General features: G+C 37.7%; 16 protein-coding genes, 3 tRNA genes and 1 riboswitch. Of the genes, 14 read left to right on the plus strand and 5 right to left on the minus strand.

Annotated elements, in window-relative coordinates; translation table 11 throughout:
• Positions 1-15: 15 nt before the first annotated feature.
• The 14 genes from EL165_RS17975 (at position 16) to EL165_RS18040 (ending at position 15908) form a co-directional block, all read left to right on the plus strand.
• Positions 16-435, plus strand: a complete 420-nt coding sequence (locus EL165_RS17975; RefSeq protein WP_002983024.1) for a Fur family transcriptional regulator — start codon at positions 16-18, stop codon at positions 433-435.
• A 44-nt stretch (positions 436-479) separates the two neighbouring features.
• Complete coding sequence (locus tag EL165_RS17980) at positions 480-2462, plus strand: heavy metal translocating P-type ATPase (protein WP_002983027.1); 1983 nt, start codon at positions 480-482, stop codon at positions 2460-2462.
• A gap of 596 nt (positions 2463-3058) precedes the next feature.
• Positions 3059-3421: a hypothetical protein gene (locus EL165_RS17985; RefSeq protein ID WP_002983032.1), complete on the plus strand. Its 363-nt coding sequence runs from the start codon at positions 3059-3061 to the stop codon at positions 3419-3421.
• 228 nt (positions 3422-3649) lie between these two features.
• Positions 3650-3925, plus strand: coding sequence for a YHS domain-containing protein (locus tag EL165_RS17990; protein WP_002983034.1), 276 nt, complete (start codon positions 3650-3652; stop codon positions 3923-3925).
• Positions 3912-4589 carry an SCO family protein gene (locus EL165_RS17995; RefSeq protein WP_002983036.1) on the plus strand — a complete coding sequence of 226 codons (678 nt, stop codon included), beginning with the start codon at positions 3912-3914 and terminating at the stop codon, positions 4587-4589. Before EL165_RS17990 ends, EL165_RS17995 begins: the two co-directional genes overlap by 14 nt.
• A gap of 180 nt (positions 4590-4769) precedes the next feature.
• On the plus strand, positions 4770-5444 hold the full coding sequence (locus EL165_RS18000) for a superoxide dismutase (protein WP_002983042.1): 675 nt from the start codon (positions 4770-4772) through the stop codon (positions 5442-5444).
• Between the two features lie 4 nt (positions 5445-5448).
• On the plus strand, positions 5449-5817 hold the full coding sequence (locus tag EL165_RS18005; protein WP_041461976.1) for a hypothetical protein: 369 nt from the start codon (positions 5449-5451) through the stop codon (positions 5815-5817).
• Between the two features lie 204 nt (positions 5818-6021).
• Positions 6022-6852: an MbnP family protein gene (locus tag EL165_RS18010; protein ID WP_050791176.1), complete on the plus strand. Its 831-nt coding sequence runs from the start codon at positions 6022-6024 to the stop codon at positions 6850-6852.
• The gene (locus tag EL165_RS18015; protein ID WP_002983051.1) at positions 6845-7894 is read left to right on the plus strand and encodes a cytochrome-c peroxidase; all 1050 of its coding nucleotides are present in this window, start codon (positions 6845-6847) and stop codon (positions 7892-7894) included. Before EL165_RS18010 ends, EL165_RS18015 begins: the two co-directional genes overlap by 8 nt.
• Positions 7895-7905: 11 nt before the next feature.
• Positions 7906-8853: a transporter gene (locus EL165_RS18020; RefSeq protein WP_002983054.1), complete on the plus strand. Its 948-nt coding sequence runs from the start codon at positions 7906-7908 to the stop codon at positions 8851-8853.
• A gap of 91 nt (positions 8854-8944) precedes the next feature.
• Positions 8945-9131: riboswitch (cobalamin riboswitch) on the plus strand.
• Positions 9132-9240: 109 nt separating this feature from the next.
• Entirely contained in the window at positions 9241-11274 is a 2034-nt protein-coding gene (locus EL165_RS18025; protein ID WP_002983058.1) for a TonB-dependent receptor plug domain-containing protein, read from the plus strand.
• The gene (locus tag EL165_RS18030) at positions 11271-12404 is read left to right on the plus strand and encodes a YncE family protein (RefSeq protein WP_002983061.1); all 1134 of its coding nucleotides are present in this window, start codon (positions 11271-11273) and stop codon (positions 12402-12404) included. The genes EL165_RS18025 and EL165_RS18030 overlap by 4 nt, the downstream gene beginning before the upstream one ends.
• A gap of 15 nt (positions 12405-12419) precedes the next feature.
• Complete coding sequence (locus EL165_RS18035; protein ID WP_002983064.1) at positions 12420-13613, plus strand: hypothetical protein; 1194 nt, start codon at positions 12420-12422, stop codon at positions 13611-13613.
• 36 nt (positions 13614-13649) lie between these two features.
• The gene (locus tag EL165_RS18040) at positions 13650-15908 is read left to right on the plus strand and encodes a DUF5074 domain-containing protein (RefSeq protein WP_002983068.1); all 2259 of its coding nucleotides are present in this window, start codon (positions 13650-13652) and stop codon (positions 15906-15908) included.
• 133 nt (positions 15909-16041) lie between these two features.
• Here the strand turns inward: EL165_RS18040 and EL165_RS18045 are convergent, their stop codons facing one another.
• The 5 genes from EL165_RS18045 to rpsT form a co-directional block, all read right to left on the minus strand.
• Positions 16042-16830: a T9SS type A sorting domain-containing protein gene (locus EL165_RS18045; protein WP_002983071.1), complete on the minus strand. Its 789-nt coding sequence runs from the start codon at positions 16828-16830 to the stop codon at positions 16042-16044.
• Positions 16831-17376: 546 nt separating this feature from the next.
• A tRNA-Glu gene (locus EL165_RS18050) sits at positions 17377-17448 on the minus strand.
• Positions 17449-17511: 63 nt separating this feature from the next.
• Positions 17512-17583 (minus strand) — tRNA-Glu (locus tag EL165_RS18055).
• An 81-nt stretch (positions 17584-17664) separates the two neighbouring features.
• Positions 17665-17736 (minus strand) — tRNA-Glu (locus EL165_RS18060).
• A 10-nt stretch (positions 17737-17746) separates the two neighbouring features.
• Complete coding sequence (rpsT, locus tag EL165_RS18065) at positions 17747-18001, minus strand: 30S ribosomal protein S20 (RefSeq protein ID WP_002983073.1); 255 nt, start codon at positions 17999-18001, stop codon at positions 17747-17749.
• Positions 18002-18064: the final 63 nt, after the last annotated feature.

Genomic DNA, 18064 nt, shown 5'->3' on the forward strand with positions numbered 1-18064 from the left:
ATTTAAAAGAGTATAATGAAAAAAGATATAGAACACAAACTCATTGATAAAAATACCAAACCTACCAGTATGAGGATTCTGGTATATGATTTCTTAAGTTCTCAGGAAGCGGCTCTATCCCTTTCTGAAATAGAAAATCATTTTGACAATGCTGACCGAATTACCATTTACAGAACATTGAAAACCTTTGAAGAAAAAGGAATTGTTCACAGCATTCAGGAAAATACCACTACGAAATACAAACTGTGTGAAGATGATTGCGATGAAAAAACACATAAAGACTGGCATCTGCATTTCTACTGTAAGATTTGCAAGCAAACCACCTGCAAAGAAGATATTTCCTTTCCTGAAAACATACAGACCAATTTCAGGATTGACGAAATAAGGCTGTTTGCCAAAGGAATCTGTGAAAACTGTCTTGAAAGTTTGCAATAGCATTGCATCATTCTCATCTTTACATTTGTATAAAAATATCAGTTATGGAAAAATGCTGTAGTACAACCCCGGAAAAACCCGATACAAAAGGGCACAAACATGACCATGAAGAAGGAGACGGACATGACCACGATGGCCATGATCACTCTCATGATTCAGGAGATCAAACGGTCTTTCAGATGTTTCTTCCGGCTATTATATCCTTTGTGATCTTATTATTGGGAATTGCCTTTGATAACTATATAAAACCAGCATGGTTTACAGGCTGGGTGCGTTTGGTCTGGTATCTGGCGGCTTACATTCCCGTAGGGTTTCCGGTATTGAAAGATGCTTATAAAAGTATCATTAAGGGAGATGTATTCTCAGAATTCTTTCTGATGAGTATTGCAACCATTGGTGCTTTTGCCATCAGAGAATATCCTGAAGGAGTAGCGGTGATGCTGTTTTATGCGGTAGGAGAAGTATTCCAGTCTATGGCAGTCACCAGAGCCAAAGGAAACATAAAGGCATTATTGGACCAGCGTCCTGATGAGGTAACGGTAATGGAAAACAACCAGCCAAAGACCATAAAGGCTAAAGAAGCTAAAATTGGAGACATTATACAGCTGAAACCAGGTGAGAAGCTGGCATTGGATGGCGAATTGCTGTCAGATTCGGCTTCATTTAACACTGCAGCTTTAACGGGAGAAAGTAAACCCGACACCAAAAATAAAGGAGAAGTAGTTCTTGCCGGGATGATTAACATGAACAGTATTGCTCTGGTAAAAGTTAATACAGCCTACGAAGACAGCAAACTGAGTAAAATTCTCGAACTCGTTCAGAATGCTACAGCGCAGAAAGCACCGACAGAATTGTTCATCAGGAAATTTGCCAAAGTATATACTCCTATTGTGGTATTTCTTGCCATAGGAATCTGCTTATTGCCGTACTTCTTTGTGAACGATTATCAGTTCAGAGACTGGCTGTACAGAGCATTGATTTTCCTTGTGATTTCTTGTCCTTGTGCGCTTGTGATCTCAATTCCGTTAGGATATTTCGGAGGAATTGGGGCAGCCAGCCGAAACGGGATCTTATTTAAAGGAAGTAATTTCCTGGACAGCATTGCAGAAATTCAGAATGTAGTGATGGATAAAACAGGAACGATGACAGAAGGAGTGTTCAAAGTTCAGGAAGTAAGCATAAGCCCTGAATTTAATAAAGAAGAAATCCTCCAGATGGTAAATGTCCTTGAAAGTAAAAGTACACACCCGGTTGCAACGGCCATTCATAATTTTGTAGGAGATATCAATCATTCTATTCCTCTGGAAAATGTTGAAGAAATTGCCGGTCACGGACTGAAAGCAACCATTAACGGTAAAGAACTTCTGGTAGGGAATTTTAAGCTGATGGATAAATTCAATATCAGTTATGATCTCAACCATACCAATATTGTCTACACGCTAATTGCGGTAGCATATGATAAAAAATTTGCAGGCTATATCACGATTGCAGACAGTATAAAAGAAGATGCCAAAGAAACTGTAGACAAGCTGCATAAAATGAATGTTAAGGCAACAATGCTGAGCGGTGACAAAGGTACTGTTGTGAAATATGTAGCAGAACAGCTGAGTATTGATAACGCTTTTGGCGATCTGCTGCCTGAAGATAAAGTCAATAAGGTTAAAGAAATCAAAGCTAAAAACCAAACCGTAGCTTTCGTAGGAGATGGAGTAAATGATGCTCCGGTAGTTGCTTTAAGTGATGTAGGAATTGCAATGGGAGGATTGGGAAGTGATGCCACTATTGAAACAGCAGACGTCGTCATTCAGGATGATAAGCCGAGTAAAATTCCAATGGCAATCAATATCGGGAAACAAACAAAAAAGATAGTTTGGCAGAATATTATTCTTGCCTTTGCGGTAAAAGCAGTTGTTCTTGTTCTTGGAGCCGGAGGGCTGGCAACCATGTGGGAAGCTGTTTTTGCAGATGTAGGAGTAGCGCTGCTTGCCATTTTAAATGCGGTAAGGATTCAGAGAATGAAATTTTAAGAAGCAAATAATAAACACAACTCAATTATATTTAATAAAGCTTTGCTGAATTTTCAGCAGGGCTTTGTTTTTAATTACATATCATGTCAGCCATTCCGTATAAATCTGTATTATGCAGTTGAGACTCCTACGGATTGACAAAGGGACAGCCTTTACTTTCTGTATAAACTATATGATTAAACTATATGGCTGACAATTGCAGCTATTACAAAAATAATACACACAGCTTGTCATTTCGTAGGAATCTCTACAAAGAGAAATCAAACGAGTATTCAATTTTATCGGAGATAAAATCTTTGTGCCTTAAAACAGTAAACATTGAAAAAACTTGCGTCTTTGCGTCTACCCAACAAAACATAAAAAAAGCTCTGCCAAAAACATCAGCAAAGCTTTTATCAACAAGATTAAATTGTATATAAAGAACTAAATTTTTATTTAGGTCTAAAGTCTTACTCAAAGTTCGGAATAATATAATACCGGTGACAGGCACAGTTTTGTTATTTTTATAGGTAACAGTAGATAACCATAATGACATTCATCATAAATCTGTTATAAAACAATTTTGAAGTAGTATATTTGTAACAGAGAATACATCATTGAGGATAATACTTTCCATATTCATCATTTTTACCATTGCATTACGTCCTGTTTTGCCACTGGTAAACTATGCCGTGAACTATGATTATATTGTTAAAAACCTTTGTGAGAACAGAAATGTACCGCAATCAACCTGTAACGGGAAATGCTATGTGGAAAAAGAACTGGCCAAAACAGAAAAACAGTCCAATAGCTCTCAAACCATAAAGATTGCAGGGCTAGATGTCTTTATCTCTCATGATATTCTTTCATTTTCCACACAGCTGAACTCAGAATTAGTGACAGAGGTTCCGGATTCAAGCTACTTTAATTCTCATTCTTCAGAATATTTTTCAAGGATATTTCATCCTCCTTTAGCTTAATTTTATTTTAAACTATATTTTTAGTTTATTGGTTGAAGTTTTCATAAACATCCACCAATACATCATAAAAGGCACGCCGCATGTCTACAATAACAATTGCAAGCTGTACAGAATACATAGTTCTTTTTAAGAAGTTCTGTGTTTTTCAGACTTAACCATTTCGTAAGTTTAAGCTCGTGTCTTTGTGTTACAAATTTTTAACATTATAAATTTCAATTTAAGATTAAAATGAAATCTCTCATTATTTCGGCTGCTGTGCTGTCGATCTCATTACTGTCATGTGCGAAAGAAACGCCTAAGGTAAAGCATGCAAGCCACATGGACTCCTCAGGGAAGAAAATAGAAAATGTACAGGTAGTGAACGAAGAAGATCCTATCTGCCACATGAAAACTGCCGGATCTCTTAAAGATACTGCGGTATATAAAAATAAAACGTACGGTTTTTGCAGTGTGTACTGCAAAGGTGAATTTAAAAAAAGTCCTGAGAAATATGCCCAAAAATAAGAAGACCACAAATAAAAGTAAAGTAATCATACCCATTGCGGTATTTGCATTGCTTTTCCTTGGAATAGGGGTAGGAATGGGCTATTTTAAAAAGAATCTTTATACCGTGATGAAAGTTCCGGACTTTGAACTTACAGATCAGAATAGTAAAAAAATTACCAATAAAGACATGCTGGGAAAAGTATATCTCGTTGAGTTTTTTTACAGCAAATGCCCTACCATATGTCCGGTGATGAATACCAATATGAAGGCGATCCAGAATCAGATCAACGATCCCGGCTTCGGTATTATCTCCATCAGTATTGATCCGGAAAATGATACTCCTGCAACACTGAAAGAACATTCTGAAAGAATAGGGGCTAAATCCCCGAACTGGCATTTCCTGACCGGGGACCGTACCTATATTGGTGATCTCGCAGATAAATTTAATATCTACGTTGGTGATAAAGAAGACGAAGGAGAAAGCCTGAATCACAGCGGAATGATTGCTCTGGTAGATCAGCAAGGAAACATCCGGTGCAGATATAATAAAGAAAATATGCCGATCCTTTATTACTCAGGATTAAATTATGAAGATCCGGAAGGTAAAAAACCTATGCTGACGGGAAAATACCATCCGGACAGGGAAATCCTGATTGAGGATATTAAGAAATTATTAAAATAGAGAAGAGGGAAGCCGGAAGCTGGAAGTTATTCCAGACGATGCAGCGCTGGCGATTTTTGAGATGGCTGTAAAGATAAATAGAAGTGATGAATTGATGTTATGACATTGATTACTTCCAGCTTCCATCTCCCATCTTCCAGCTTAAAAATAAAACATTGTTCAACCATAAACAAAAAAGTTATGAAGATTATGAAAATAGCTGCCTTAAGTGCAGTTTTTGCGGCTCAGTTTGCACTGGCTCAGTTTAAGCAGACCCCTCTGCCATATGCTTATAATGCACTGGAAGGCTCTATTGATGCACAGACTATGGAAATCCATTATTCGAAGCACGGTGCAGGTTATACAGCCAATTTAAATAAAGCTATTGCAGGAACTCCACAGGAAAAAGAAACGTTGTTTCAGATTCTTTCCAATGTATCAAAATTGCCTGCGGCAGTAAGAAATAATGCTGGAGGGCATTATAACCACGAGTTGTTCTGGACGGTTCTTACGCCTCAGAAAAATACACAGCCTTCTGCAAAATTGGCAAAAGCAATCAATGAAACTTTCGGAAGTATGGATGCTTTTAAAGAAAAAATGGCAAAAGCAGGAGCAGACCGTTTCGGTTCCGGTTGGGCATGGCTTTCTGTAGATAAAAACGGAAGACTATTCGTTTCCTCAACGCCAAATCAGGACAACCCTCTGATGGATGTCGTAGAAGAAAAAGGAACTCCTATCTTCGGAATTGATGTCTGGGAACATGCCTACTATTTAAAATATCAGAATAAAAGAGCAGATTATCTTACCGCAATCTGGAATGTTACCAACTGGAAAGAAATCAGCAGAAGATATGACGAAGCTCTAAGCAAGAAATAATCTGATGAAATTATTTTACAGCATACTTTTTACTTGTTACATGGTGCTAAGACCTTTGGTGCCCGTAGTAGAGTATGCTGTAAATTATGATTATATCGCTAAAGTTCTCTGTATTAATAAAAACAGACCGGAGATTCACTGTAATGGAAAATGTTATCTGAGTAAAGAATTGGCTAAAACCAATGACTCAGAATCTTCCCCTTTTCAGAAACTCAAAAACTCAGGACAGAAAATACTAGATACTTATATTCTTCCTGAAACTACAGCGATCAATACTACGGAAAGACGTCCGTTTTTCAGTTTTAATTTCACTTACGAAACAGCCTATTCTTTCCTGTTTCTAACCCATATTTTCAAACCACCGGTTTTTTAAGTTAAAACTATCACTATTCAATCGTAAAAGTCACAAAAGCTTATTTAAATTATAAATCTTTGATTTTTAAAAGCTTAAGTGTTCTTGTTATTCTGCATAAAGCTTATCACTTAATATAGCTTAAGTGTGGGAATTTTTGTGCCTTTTACAGTAAAAACGATGCTGTTGCAGCAATTCAAATTAATTCAACTTAAAAAATCAACAATGAAAATTTCTCAATTTTTATCACTATTCTTTAGTGCCTTTATTTTATTATCCTTTACAGCCTGCGAAAGTAGCAGGGATGACGAAAATTCACAGGATACTACGCCCGGAAAACTTCAGATCAAGTTTGAAAACGGATTTAATAACGTAGGAGACATCGTCCTGAATCAGACTGTTCAGACCTCTTCCAACGGTCAGAAACATAATTTTTCTGCTTTGAAATACGTCATCAGTAATATAGCACTGATAGACGAGAACGGAAACGAGTTTAAATACAATGAAAACAATCCTGATAAAGGTGCATTTATTGTCGATCAGGCAGATGCCGTAGCCGGAATTATCTATCTTAATCTGGATGGTATTCCGAAAAACAATTATAAAAAAATAAGATTCGGATTGGGAATCAGTCAGAAAGCCTACTTATTAGGCCAGGACGGGCAGGCTGAATTCTGGACGAAAGCCAAGCAGAAAGGAATGTCCTGGTCATGGGCTGCCGGCTACGTTTTTGTAAAGCTGGAAGGGAAATATGGTACGGATGCTCCAGCTAAAGAATTCATGAATCATACCGGAAATATGGGCAATACTGCAGCCAATAATACACCGGACCTTTATCGGGAAATCACATTGAGCTTTCCTACAACAGCAAGAGTTACAGGACAGATTCGTCCATCTGTTCACATTCTGGCGGACCTGAACCAATTTCTGAGCGGAGATAAAGCACTTACTCTTACTGCAGCCAATGACATGCTGATGGGTTCAAACCAGCATCTGGTAGACGTTACCAATAATCTTACAAAAATGTTCAAAGTAGACCACGTTCACAATGATTAATTTTTTTATCAAAACGATACTGGTTCTGCTTGTATTTGTATTAAGCTGTATTTCATGTTCCGATGAGGTAATCCAGCCATTGGAAAAGGATGAAGCCTACAACCTGCAGTTTCCGTCTTATTTTCCGGAAATGACTTTTAATCAATCAGCCAATCCGGTGACAAAAAACGGAGTGGAGCTGGGACGAAAACTCTTCTATGAAGGCAGGCTTTCCAGGAATAATACCATTTCATGCGGCTTCTGCCATATCCAGGAAAATGCTTTTACCCACCACGGCCATACTGTAAGCCATGGCGTGGATGACCGAATAGGAATCCGGAATGCTCCACCTATTCAGAATATGGCTTTTTTGAAACGATATATGTGGGACGGTGTGATTCATAATCTGAATGAACAGCCCATCAGCCCGATTACCGACGTGAACGAAATGGACAGCTCTATACCGGAAGCCATTTCGAAAATAAAAGACGATCAGAAATATAAAAAACTGTTCAGAGAAGCATATGGAGACGAAACCATTACCGGTGAAAGAATTCTAAAGGCATTATCACAGTTTATGGCTTCTTTAATCTCTGCAGATTCAAAATATGACAGATTCAGACAGGGAAAAGAACAGCTGACAGCAACGGAATCTCAGGGAATGGCAGTGTTTAATCAGAAATGTGCTTCCTGTCATAGCGGAGAACTATTTACTGATGAAAGTTTTCGAAATACAGGAATGTATTACAATACAGAATTCAAGGATGCCGGACGTTACAGGGTTACTCTCAATCAGGTCGACTGGATGAAATTCCGGGTTCCAAGTTTAAGAAATGTGGAATATACTGCACCTTATATGCATGACGGAAGGTTTTACACTTTGGAAGCAGTACTCAATTTCTATTCAGATCAGGTGGAAGATAATCCCAATCTTGATCCCCGTTTGAAACAGAACGGTCATGTAGGAATTGCCATGAACAGTCAGGAAAAACAATCGATCATTGCATTCCTGAAAACATTATCGGATAAAAGTTTTATATCCAATTCAAAATTTGCAGAATAATTTATAGAAACATGAAGAAGATTATAATGATACTAAGTTTGATCCTGTTGAATCAGTATCAGGCAAAAACCATAAGAGACAGTGCTTATAGCACTCCGGAGACCTTTAGCAGATTCGATTTTGATGATGATTGTGATGCTTGTGGTTGTGCTGCAGGAAACGGATCTTCCGGTTTTGAATCTTTGCTGAATCCACAGTTTATTGGAATCAAATACTTCGCCCAGCATTACAAAGCCAAAGAGAATTTATTTGTAAAAGACCTTACGCAGGATCATTATTTTAATACCCTGCAGCTTTGGGGGAAGATTCCATTGACGAAAAAACTGAGTGTTTATGCGAGTCTGCCCTTCCATTTCCATGAAAAGAAAACGATGCAGGGAGATATTAAAATCAATGGGATAGGAGACCTGAATCTGATGGGAATTTATCAGCTGATGAGTTCTAAAGATAATTTCCATCATCTGAGCGGAGGCTTGGGTGTGAAAATTCCTCTGGGAAAATTTGATGAGAAAGGAGCATCCGGTGTCAATCCAAGTTTTCAATTGGGGACCGGAAGCTGGGATTATCAGGCCGCTTTGAATTACAAATTTCAGAAAAATAAGGTAGCAGTATTGGTTAATACAGACTATACGATCAAAACAGAGAACAAGAAAAATTACCGTTTCGGCAACCAATGGAACTATGCTGCGACAGGTTTTTATCAGGTTGCCGAAAACGAAAAATCTATATTCTCTGTAAAAACCGGAGTTCAGGGAGAAGTTTATGCTCAGAATAAACAGTTTGATGAAGCGCTACCGAATACTGCAGGAAGTGCCTTGTACGGAAAATTAGGCTTTGAAGCTTCCTACAAAAAGCTGAGCCTGGGAAGTGAAATCATGCTTCCCATGTACACTCATCTGGCAGGAGGAGATATTGAAGCCAAATCAAGATTCAGTATTTTTCTGAATATTGGAATTTAAAAAGAAACTCTTGTTGAATCATGTTAAAGCTCCTTCGGGAGCTTTAATTGTTTATAAATCATGATTTTAGTTGGGTATTAGGAATAATTATTTATCTTTGCCGGAATTTGGTGAGCCGTAAAAAGCTCTTAAAAGGGAATCCGGTGCAAATCCGGGACAGACCCGCTGCTGTAAGCTCCGCACCAAAGTTTTTGAAGAATATATCCACTGTTTTTAGGAATGGGAAGGATTTCAAAAATGGAGTAAGTCAGAAGACCTGCCAGATAATAATCGTTTGACGCTTTCGTGGAATAAAGCTTAGGACATCAATGATTCTGTGCAGTGACAGCTGTGCTTTATCGTTGTATTCTTATATCCATTAGCGTCATCATTATCCTAAATGAGCTAATGGTGGCAAAACTAACTACTTCTGCAATTCATAAAGCTGTTTTCACCATACTGGTGTTAACATCTCAGCTTTTGTTTTCCCAAACTAAGAAAAAAGACAGTCTTCAGGAGGAGACTATTAAAGGAATCAATCTTTATAAAAAGAATTTTAAAGAAATCCTTCCTGCACAAACATTACAAGGCGAGCAGCTGGAAAGGTTGAATAGTCACTCTGTTGCTGACGCTTTACGGTATTTTTCAGGTGTCCAGATTAAAGACTACGGCGGATTAGGTGGTTTAAAAACCATTAATATCCGGAGTATGGGAAGCCAGCATGTAGGGGTTTTCTATGATGGAATTCAATTGGGGAATGCCCAGAACGGACTTGTTGATCTCGGAAGATATTCTCTGGATGATCTTGAAGAAATATCATTATACAACGGACAGAAAAGTGAGATTTTTCAACCTGCAAAAGATTTCGGTTCTTCAGGATCTATTTATTTACAGCCTAAAACTCCTCTGTTTAAAGGAACAAGAAAAACCAATCTTGTGATAAGAGCCAAAAGTGCTTCCATAGATCTCTTTAATCCTTCATTCAGGCTGGAACAGAAGATTTCAGACAGAGTTTCTGCCAGCTTCAGCGGAGAATTTATGCAGAGTGACGGAATTTACAGGTTCCGGTATGCCAAGAAATACCCGGACGGCCAGCAGGCATATGATACCATCGCAAAGAGACAGGACTCAGATATCAAAGCAAAACGTTTTGAAACTTCTCTCAACGGAACTTTAAATAACGGAAGTTGGAATATCAGAGGGTATGGTTATATTTCAGACCGTGGAATGCCGGCTCCCATTGTGAATGGCCGTTTTGGAGGAAGAGGAGCGAGACTTTCCGATGAGAATTATTTTGTACAGGCCAATCTTAGGAAAAAGCTGTTCCCGAAATTCGAAACTCAGCTAAAAGCTAAATTCGCTTATGATTATACCCATTTTATGGATACGGTTCGTTCGCAGTCTATTATTCATACTGATAACACCTATATTCAAAGGGAGCTTTATCTTTCTTCATCTAATATTTATTCAATTACTCCCAATTGGGATGTCAGTCTGAGTGGGGATTTTCAGTACAATAATCTGGATGCTAATCTGGATAACTTTTCTTATCCTACACGGTATACCACATTGGTAGCCCTGGCAACAACCTATCAGTGGAACAGATTCAAAATTCTGGGAAGCCTGTTGGGAACCTTTACATTTGAAGAAGTAAGGAAAAACAAAAGGCCGGGAGATGCCAGAGAATGGACGCCAGCCGTATTTATGAGTTATCAGCCGGAGATCATTCCTGAGCTTACCCTTAGAGCATTTTATAAAAGAATCTTCAGACTTCCAACCTTTAATGATCTGTATTATACCAATATCGGGAACACGTATTTAAAACCTGAATTTACCAATCAGTATGACCTTGGATTTACCTATCAGAAGAATTATACCAATCGTTTCTTTAAAACCTTTTATGCTAAAGTAGATGGTTACTACAATAAAGTACAGGATAAAATTGTAGCCGCTCCCAACGGAAGCATGTTCCGCTGGCTGATGATGAACCTTGGAATGGTTGAAATCATTGGTGCTGATGTGAATGTACAGACAGAACTTCAGCTGGGAAAAGTAACTCTTAGACCTTTGCTTTCCTATACTTATCAGAGTGCAAGAGATGTGAGTGATCCTGAAGATACTTTCTACAAAAATCAGATTCCTTACACACCATGGCATAGCGGATCTTTCAGTCTGATGGCAGATTATAAAGACTGGAGTTTCAATTACAGTGCAATGTACGTGGGAGAAAGATATGATGTGAACCAGGACAATATTCAGTACAATTATGTGCAGCCCTGGTATACGCATGATCTCTCTGTTCAGAAAAAATTCAACTGGGCGAATCATCAATTTAAAGTAAGCCTTGAGATGAATAATATTTTCAATCAATACTATGATGTGGTCATCAATTATCCGATGCCCGGAAGAAACTTTAAACTAATTCTAAACTTCACCCTATGAGAAAACTAAACTTTTATTTTTTATTTCTTGTCTTAGCTTTTCTTACGTCATGCCGTACAGATGATATTATTGTACGCCAGGAAGTGGTGGAAGGGCTTCCCTCAGAAAATACAGCCATAAAAGGTTTTTATATGCTGAATGAGGGCAATATGGGAAGTAACAAATGTACCCTCGATTTTTTTGATTATACGAAGGGAACTTATTTCAGAAATATTTATGCGGAAATCAATCCCAATGTGGTAAAAGAACTGGGAGATGTGGGAAATGATATTAAAATCTATGGTAGCAAACTCTATATTGTTGTTAACGTTTCCAACAAAATTGAAGTGCTGGATGCCAGAACCGCGAAACGTATTACTTCAATTCCTTTGCAAAACTGCAGATATCTTACTTTCAAAAACGGGAAAGCTTATGCCAGCAGCTATGCCGGCCCGGTAGCGATTAACCCGAAAGCCCCAAAAGGAAAAGTAGTGGAAATTGACACAACATCTCTCACTATCAAGCGTGAAGTTGTAGTAGGATACCAGCCTGAAGAAATGGAAATTGTAGGAAATACATTATTTGTAGCCAATTCCGGAGGATACAAAGCGCCTGATTATGACAATACAGTTTCCGTAGTCGATCTGAATACTTTTACAGAAATTAAAAGAATAGAAGTTGCCATTAATCTTCATCACATTAAAAAAGACAATTACGGTGATCTGTATGTGAGCTCCAGAGGAGACTATTATAATGTTCCTTCCAACCTTTATGTAATAGATGCATCAACAGGAGCTGTCAAGAAAAATTTTCATCTCTCAATCAGTGAAATGACAATTGTTAATGATAAACTCTATTTCTACGGCAATGAATTCAATTACAATACCCACAGCTATAAAAAATCATTCGGGATCATTGATGTGAAAACAGAAGAGATCATCGCCAACAGTATTTTTGATAAAGAATATGAAACCGCTATTAAAACCCCTTACGGAATAGCCGTAAACCCCATTACAAAAGATATCTACATCACAGATGCCAGAAATTACGTTTCCATGGGATTTGTGTACTGCTTTGATAAAAACGGACACTTTAAATGGAAAACGGAAGGGGGAAATATCCCTGCCCATTTCGCTTTTTTATACAAATAACCAAACATTAAAGAAATGAACAGAAATAGCTTTACTTATTTAAAAGCCGGAATCCTATCATGCTTCCTTATAGGAGTAATAGCGTGTAAACACGATGACGAAGATGAATTTATATTTAAAGGGCTTGATGATTCTTACACTATTGAACGCTTGAAAGTATTAAGTATTCCTACGAATGCATCAGGATCGGTTACGTGGAGTATTAACGATTCTATTATTTCTCAAAACCCTGAGCTTGAATTTATAAGTCTGAATGCAGATGCTTATCCTCTGACTTTAAAGATTAACAGTAAAGGAAACGAACAGGTTTTTCATTCTAAAATCATTGTTACCAAAGAAAAAACACCTTATAGTAAATACATTTCAAAAGTATTGGAGTTCCGTCCTGCGGTAGGGCAGTTCATGAATGAAATCCCGGAATATTTACCAGGAAATACTGCTGCGAATATGCTTCAGAAAGCCAATGAATCTTTGGTGGGAGGAAATTCTACCATGATCAGCCTGGGAGGATATGGAGGATATGTAGTGTTCGGTTTTGATCATACCATTCCGAATTTAAATGGACGTGATTTTAAAATACTCGGAAATGCATTCTTTGGAAATGATGCCGCGGATCAACGTTCTGGATCTTGCGAACCGGGAATTATTATGGTAGCCTACGACAGAAATAAAAATGGGAAACCGGATAATGATGAATGGTATGAAATTGCTGGCAGTGAATATTTTAAAAACACAACCGTAAAAGATTACAGCATAACCTATTATAAACCTAACGAAAATAAAACACCTGTAGCCGGAACTGAATTCTGGCAGACGGATGTGGAATATATCAGGTGGAGTGACAATCTGGGGAATCAGGGATTTAAAACCAAAAATACCTTTCACGCACAAAGCTATTATCCTTTGTGGTTTACCGATAGTTCTTACGGCTTTTCGGGAACAAGGCTTGCAAATAATTTCTTCGATCAGAATGGAGACGGTTCCTATTGGGTAGGAAAATCGTATGAGTTTGGATATGCTGATAATGCTCCGAATAATGATGAAGCTTCCAATATCGATATTTCCTGGGCAGTAGACAGAAGCGGAAAATATGTAAAACTTCCCGGAATTGATTTTATGAAAATATATACAGGAGTCAATCAGGAAGCCGGCTGGCTTGGAGAAGTTTCTACAGAAGTGGCAGGAGCTTACGATTTACATTTTAAATAATAAGTCAATAATACAATCTATTTAAATTAATAAAAAATGAAAAAGTTTTATCTTTTTATGATGCTTTTTCTGTTTGCATGTTTATCCAATGCACAGATAAAAGTTCAGGGTGTACCCAGAAATGATATTTCAGGGATCAGTCAACTTAATACCACTACGATCAGTTTTTCTGATATTCAGTATTGGGTAGGATCAGGAGCCAACCAGGCTGCTTTTGTAGTACAGTGGAATGACGCTAAAAATCCTGATGCTATGGTCTGGGGATTCAAATGGGATGGAAATGCCACAGGAGAAGACATGCTGAAAGCCATTGCTAAAGCAGATCACAGGCTGTACACATTGCTGTATCAGGGAACACAGTTCGGATCAGCAGTCGGGGGAATAGGTTTTGATCTTAACGGTCAAGGTACCAATGCTCTCATTAAAAACGGAAATACCACATATCCGTTATATCCTGTAAACGGTTTTGTAAACACAACGGCTTATGATTTTGACAGCTATACAATTGTAGACGCTGCCAATGATCACTGGCAGTCAGGATGGACCGTTAACGGATACTGGGCGTATTGGGTGAAAAATCCGGCTGATGCAGATTTCGGATATTCCAGTGTTGGAGCTTCCTCACGTACATTGCAAAATGGTTCATGGGATGTATGGAATTTCAATGTAGGATTTAATGAAACACCTGTTTCCTCTACCATTACTCCGGTTTCTCCATATATAGCTTCTACGAACTATACCAACGGATATTTTATGGTGAACGAAGAATGGTTTGGTCATACCAACGGTTCTGTAAACTTCATTGACAATAATGGTCAGATCAATTACCGAGTGTACAGTAATGCCAATAATAACCAGGCTTTCGGTGCCACTACACAATATGGAACAATCTACGGGGATAAATTTTACTTCGTATCAAAGCAGGCTGCCGATGGAGGAGATACTCAGTATACTCCGGGTGGAAGACTGGTTGTTGCCAATGCGCAGACCATGCAGAAAATTGCAGGATTTAATAACATCGGAGGTGGTGATGGAAGATCTTTTGTAGGGGTGAATGTACATAAAGGTTATATCGGTACTTCTACCGGAATTGTCCTTTTCAATATTGATAATCTGCAGGTAGGTTCTCTGATTGCCGGAACCGGCGGGACCGGCCAGATTGGAAACATGATCCGTACTTCACAATATGTATTTGCAGTAAAGCAGGGTGTCGGAATTTTAGTAATCGATCCCAATACGGATACCATCGTGAGCACTGTTGCCGGAGGATTCTATTCAGTAGTTCAGGCTAAAGACGGGAGTGTATGGGGAATTCAGGATCAGAAGCTGATCAGCATTAACCCTACCACTTTTGCAACACAGGTTTACAATATTCCTACCACTAAATACATTGGGGACTGGGGAGCATGGAATGCAGGTAGATTTACAGCGAGTAGCAAAGAAAATGCTTTATACTGGATTAATTCAATCAGCAGCTTTAGTTCAGGAACACAGATTGTAAGATTTGATGTTACAACAAAAACGTTTAATGAAAACTTTGCCGCAATTCCGGGACAGACAGGACAGTTTAAGCAAATTCCTTATGGGGCAGCTCTTCGTGTAAACCCAGTTACCGGTGAACTTGTTCTGAATACCACAGAAAGCGGGTATGGTGCACACTTCCAGAAAAACTGGATTCATACCTACAATATGAGCGGAACGCTTACCAATACCAAAACATTGAATGATTATTATTGGTTCCCTGCGTTGACGGTATTTACCAATAATTCGGTTCCTGTTGTAAGCAATATTTTACCTTCACAGATTACAGCAGCAAATACGACTTCAATCGATCTGAAATCAGTAATTTCTGATGCAGACAATATGGCGGTATCCGTTGTTAAAACTATAAAATCAAACAGCAATCCTACAGCCGTTTCTGCAGTAATTAATAATAATGATGAACTTATTTTGACACCACTGGTTTCAGGAACATCTGATATTGTGATCAGCTTTAACTCTAACGGTAAATTAGTGGAGAAGACACTTACGGTAACTAGTACAACGTCCACTTTAGCTACTGCTGAGGTGAAGAAACTTGAGTTCAGTATCTATCCTAATCCGGTTACTGATATTCTTACCATAAAAACACATGAGAAAATTCAGAATGTTTCCATTTATGATGCTTCGGGCAGAGTCATCAATGCACAGCTGAATAATGGGCAAATCAATGTAAGTGCTCTTCCAAAGGGGATTTATATTGTAAAAGCAGTAACAGATAAAGCGGTATATCAGCAAAAAGTTATCAAAAACTAATAACTATTTAGATAGTTAATCTTGTTAGTCTAACCCTGGCCAAATTGGTCAGGGTTTTTTATAAGCATGAATTGTAAATAAAAGCCCGGCAAGCTTTTAAGCTTGCCGGGCCCGATCTATTATGTATTTTTTGTTACTTAATGGTCACTTTTTTAGAATATGTTTTTCCTTCTTTTGTAGTGATGTTCAGAATGTATACTCCCTGTGGCTGCTTGGTTTCAAAAGTATTTGATGTCAGCTTGGAACGGAATACCTCTTTTCCTGAAGTATTCGTAAGCGTTACTTCTGAACCGGCTGTTGAAATATTTTTATCAAGAGTAAACTGTCCGTTTTGGTTATGAGCCATAAAATTGATGTATGGATCTTTGTACTGATAAGCATAGTATACTCTAAGTTCACCACCAATATTCAATAATCCTGAATTCACATTAATTTTAATACGGTCAAAAGGGATGTTCATTGTAAGCTCAATTTCACCTTTGCTTGGATCTCCTGCGCCAAGGGTGATAATTTGTGTGTCAAGCGTTTTGTAATCATTATTGGAAACATCTCCATTAAATGTTTCAATAGAAACGCCACCTAACACCTGAGCAGATAAAGGCGTGCCATTTGAACCAATCGCCAGAACAAGCTTATTGGTATTATTTGCAATGTTGGTAGTAGGGAAGATCAATGTCTGCTCTGTTCTCGCCAGGAGCCCCACTGAAACTTGCAAAGTAGAGTAGTCATTCTCGTTGCTCCCTACAGCATTCTGTGGATTCAATACACCGCAACCAAGACATATTCCAAGGACCTGATTGGTCTGACTGCTTGCATAAGTTTTTACAATCTGTGCAAAAGACATTGCGCTTGTTAAAAATAAGAACGATGCCAAAATTGCGGCTTTCATCGCGCGTTGGCTAAGTAATAAATAAGTTTTCATATGTAGAAAATTTTGGGTTTTAGCTTTTTTGTAAATTTATAAATAAAATGATTATGTTGGCTAATTTATTTCATATTTGTGTGATTTGTTAATAATTTATTGATATTTGTGATTATGAATTTATTTTATTTAATAGTGGTTTTCTTTTCGTATCACTTTGAAAATGAATGAAAAATACGCAGTTTAAAAATATATCGTACTTATATTATTACGATTAAATTTTTTAATTACAATTTAATAAACAGGTTTTCTTTATTGCGCTTTACATATTTTACAGTGAATAGTTTAATCAAATATAAGTATAATAGGAGTAAAAAGAAAATAATATTTCCACAAATGGTGATATTTTTAATGAAATTTAATATAGCTTTCTCATTGAAAATGAAATAGCATTATTGGTTTGAGTAATGGAATGATAATTGAGAAAGTTATTGCGTAATCTGAGATCAGAAGATATCCAGAAGTTACCATCTATCTATAGTTTGAAATAATAGCTGAATATAGATGTATGAAAACGAAAAAAGGACTTCCGAAAAAGTCCTTTTGTAGCCCGTAGGGGAATCGAACCCCTCTTACCAGAATGAAAATCTGAGGTCCTAACCGATAGACGAACGGGCCCTCTATCTTCTATTACCGGAGTAATAGGTTAGTTTTTGTTTTTATAAGTATCAACTCTTATTGTAGCCCGTAGGGGAATCGAACCCCTCTTACCAGAATGAAAATCTGAGGTCCTAACCGATAGACGAACGGGCCGGTTAGTTATGTTTTATATAGCTTTACTACATTGTCTTTAAAAAACCACTGATGTTATACAGTGGTTTTTCAAGATGTAAGTAGCCCGTAGGGGAATCGAACCCCTCTTACCAGAATGAAAATCTGAGGTCCTAACCGATAGACGAACGGGCCGGCTATATTGTTACGCTAATTTATTAACGTGCTTTGTTAATTTGCTTTTCAAGTTAGCCGCTTTGTTTTTGTGGATAATATTTTTCTTAGCTAATTTATCCAATAAAGCGATAACTTTTGGCAATTGTTCTGTAGCAGCAGCTTTGTTCTCTTCATTTCTTAAAGCTTTTAAAGCTGTTCTAGCAGTCTTGTGGTAATATCTGTTACGAAGTCTTCTAGTTTCGTTTTGTCTGATTCTCTTTAGTGCTGATTTATGATTTGCCATATCGTTTAAATGTGAGTGCAAAACTATAAACTTTTTTTTAAACTACCAAATTTATTTTTAAAA

Origin of the sequence: Chryseobacterium gleum (genome assembly GCF_900636535.1) — a bacterium.
Taxonomy (GTDB): Bacteria; Bacteroidota; Bacteroidia; order Flavobacteriales; family Weeksellaceae; genus Chryseobacterium; species Chryseobacterium gleum.

Excerpts from the sequence above, each read along its gene's own strand:
- EL165_RS18020 (WP_002983054.1), top strand. The coding sequence starts at position 7,906 with ATGAAGAAGATTATAATGATACTAAGTTTGATCCTGTTGAATCAGTAT.
- EL165_RS18030 (WP_002983061.1), top strand. The coding sequence starts at position 11,271 with ATGAGAAAACTAAACTTTTATTTTTTATTTCTTGTCTTAGCTTTTCTT.
- rpsT (WP_002983073.1), bottom strand. The coding sequence starts at position 18,001 with ATGGCAAATCATAAATCAGCACTAAAGAGAATCAGACAAAACGAAACT.
- EL165_RS18040 (WP_002983068.1), top strand. The coding sequence starts at position 13,650 with ATGAAAAAGTTTTATCTTTTTATGATGCTTTTTCTGTTTGCATGTTTA.
- EL165_RS17995 (WP_002983036.1), top strand. The coding sequence starts at position 3,912 with ATGCCCAAAAATAAGAAGACCACAAATAAAAGTAAAGTAATCATACCC.
- EL165_RS17980 (WP_002983027.1), top strand. The coding sequence starts at position 480 with ATGGAAAAATGCTGTAGTACAACCCCGGAAAAACCCGATACAAAAGGG.
- EL165_RS18035 (WP_002983064.1), top strand. The coding sequence starts at position 12,420 with ATGAACAGAAATAGCTTTACTTATTTAAAAGCCGGAATCCTATCATGC.
- EL165_RS17990 (WP_002983034.1), top strand. The coding sequence starts at position 3,650 with ATGAAATCTCTCATTATTTCGGCTGCTGTGCTGTCGATCTCATTACTG.
- EL165_RS18015 (WP_002983051.1), top strand. The coding sequence starts at position 6,845 with ATGATTAATTTTTTTATCAAAACGATACTGGTTCTGCTTGTATTTGTA.
- EL165_RS18000 (WP_002983042.1), top strand. The coding sequence starts at position 4,770 with ATGAAGATTATGAAAATAGCTGCCTTAAGTGCAGTTTTTGCGGCTCAG.
- EL165_RS17975 (WP_002983024.1), top strand. The coding sequence starts at position 16 with ATGAAAAAAGATATAGAACACAAACTCATTGATAAAAATACCAAACCT.
- EL165_RS18045 (WP_002983071.1), bottom strand. The coding sequence starts at position 16,830 with ATGAAAACTTATTTATTACTTAGCCAACGCGCGATGAAAGCCGCAATT.
- EL165_RS18010 (WP_050791176.1), top strand. The coding sequence starts at position 6,022 with ATGAAAATTTCTCAATTTTTATCACTATTCTTTAGTGCCTTTATTTTA.
- EL165_RS18025 (WP_002983058.1), top strand. The coding sequence starts at position 9,241 with ATGGTGGCAAAACTAACTACTTCTGCAATTCATAAAGCTGTTTTCACC.
- EL165_RS18005 (WP_041461976.1), top strand. The coding sequence starts at position 5,449 with ATGAAATTATTTTACAGCATACTTTTTACTTGTTACATGGTGCTAAGA.